This is a genomic window from Floricoccus tropicus (genome assembly GCF_001832905.1).
GTDB classification, from domain to species: Bacteria; Bacillota; Bacilli; order Lactobacillales; family Streptococcaceae; genus Floricoccus; species Floricoccus tropicus.
Genome location: NZ_MKIR01000013.1, coordinates 1 through 2,409 on the forward strand (window position 1 = coordinate 1; position 2,409 = coordinate 2,409).

Below are 2,409 nucleotides of genomic sequence, written 5' to 3' on the forward strand. Positions count from 1 at the left end.
TTCACAAGTTCTTTTCGTTGATTGCTTATTTCAAACACTTATAACTAAAAACCATAAAATTATTCTATAAATACAGACGTGTTTACCCTTATATATAAGGATATAACTAAAAATTTAACTTCAACTTTATTTATTCATAGAATATTAAATTTTACTGCAAATTCATTCTAGATATTTTCTAACTCACAATAGTAATATATAGATTTGTCAAACTCTTTACTATAGCTCTTGCTTTGGCACTAGATATAAATATTCCAGTTGAACTTATGCATCCAATTAATCTTGATACTTATTAATAAAATCTAACTATAGTTATTTTGCCTTGAAATTTCATAATTTAAAGGTTTTCATATAAAACACAGGATTCAAACCTACGACACTTTGATTCCAAAGCAAATGCTTTATCAAGCTAAGCTACTCTTATATTACAAATATGTTGAAACAATATAAACTATCTTTTAAACTTAATATATCAATTAAAAAAATGAATTGAAGAATTATCCTATGCATTTCGCTACGATATATTCATTCAACGTTACATTGCTCATCTAATAAACAAACTCGACAGCATAAAAATAAAACATTAATTATAGATAAAAACACATCCTATTCCTAATTAGAATTAATTCAAACAAATCCCAAATATAGTATTTACCAAAATTTGATAAGTGAATTTAATCAAAATTTTAATTAGAATTTAGGTTTACACTTTAATAGATATTTAAACTTTTAATGACTGTACCTAAAATAAGAAATATGTATCACTAATACTATCAAAATGAACTAGATCGTACCCACTCATATAAAAAAAAGTAAAACATTCTCCCAAATATACAAGTAAACAAATATGTATTTACAACATCTATATATGTCCATCACTATATAAATAACAATTTCTATAAAAAAAAGAAAGTAATATTAAGACTGTTACCACTTATACCCGTAAAGTAATTCAAATTATTTACAAAATATTTTTAACATATTACACATACGATAATAAACTGCATTAGTAGTTATAACTACACACTAATGCTTGAACCATTTTTTAAAATAGTAAGTCAGCATACACTATAGAAAAATATAAATTTTGGCCCTATAATTTTTAGTGTAGGTGGTTAAAAAACATTCACACTTTTTTTGATACAAACAAAAAAAGCATATGACTCTCTGCTAGAATAGTTAATAACGACAAAAACATTCCATAGGAGAAAAGACATATGCTCAATAATGAATCTATCAGAATTAACTAGACTACCTCAAAGATATAAATCCAAGGCTAGTAAGAGAAACTAGATTAAACAAGGATACTTCACCTCTGATATTCTACTTACTCCTGCATTAAAATATAAAACCTATCTACTATTAAAAAAATATAAATACAAATGTAAAAGATATGATACTACTAAAACAAGTAGAACTCACATTGTTATGAAAAACTGTAATGTATCTCAAGATGTTAAATACTCTATTGCAATTGATTTAAAAGATAAGAAATAAATTAAAGATATTGCTAAAGACAATCTTGTTTTAACTTCAACTGCTTATAGAGTATTCAAATCTTACTACAAACTTGCTAGAAATAACTTCTCAAACCTTCCTGAGTTAATTCACTTTGATGATTTCAAAGCAACTAAAGACTGTAAATCTTCTATGGCCTTTAACTATATGTATGGAGTGAAAGGAAATATTATCGATATTCTTAACAAAAGTTAAATATGTAGTTATGATATTTATGCACCTTACAAATATTTAATTAAAAAGATTTTTCCTAATGCACCAATTTTCATTTTCTACTAAACTTCCTAAGCATTATAAAATCTATGAATATATTTTGAGTGCTATAAAGAGATGTTATATAGATCTAAGGAATGATATTGATACAAGATTTAAAACTTGATTAGAACTTTTAGAAGATTTAACGTTGATATTCAAAATACAAAAATATTACCTTACAGCAATGGTAGACTTCAAGCCATGAACAACAATATTAAAGTAATAAAGATAAAATCTTATGGATATAGGAACTTTAATAACTTTAAGAAAAGAATAATGATTATACGAGGGAATTTAACTTTTTAAACAAAAAAAGTACTTCGCGAGAAGTACTAGATAATATTACTCCGGCAGTAGGACTCGAACCTACGACATCATGATTAACAGTCATGCGCTACTACCAACTGAGCTATGCCGGAATACTATTGAATATAATAAAAAATTCTCAATTGCTCAAGAAAGTCTTATCAAATATTCGCTTGGCACCTACCATATCTCACAGGGGGCAACCCCCAACTACTTCCGGCGTTATGAGACTTAACTTCTGGGTTCGGCATGTAACCAGGTGTATCTCTCATGCTATTGGCACCAAACTATGCGTAATTGTTTTATCAATCACTCAAAATTGAATAATTT

General features: G+C 26.6%; 1 protein-coding gene, 2 tRNA genes and 1 rRNA gene. 1 reads left to right on the plus strand and 3 read right to left on the minus strand.

The features are described from left to right. Positions 1–350 precede the first annotated feature (350 nt). Positions 351–424 (minus strand) — tRNA-Pro (locus tag BG261_RS05735). A 1,469-nt stretch (positions 425–1,893) separates the two neighbouring features. Here BG261_RS05735 and BG261_RS11125 point away from each other — a divergent pair. Beyond that, positions 1,894–2,079, plus strand: coding sequence for a transposase (locus BG261_RS11125; protein WP_075201842.1), 186 nt, complete (start codon positions 1,894–1,896; stop codon positions 2,077–2,079). A 39-nt stretch (positions 2,080–2,118) separates the two neighbouring features. Here BG261_RS11125 and BG261_RS05740 read toward each other — a convergent pair. Continuing rightward, positions 2,119–2,192 (minus strand) — tRNA-Asn (locus BG261_RS05740). 58 nt (positions 2,193–2,250) lie between these two features. Further along, positions 2,251–2,366: ribosomal RNA gene (rrf, locus tag BG261_RS05745) — 5S ribosomal RNA — on the minus strand. Positions 2,367–2,409: the final 43 nt, after the last annotated feature.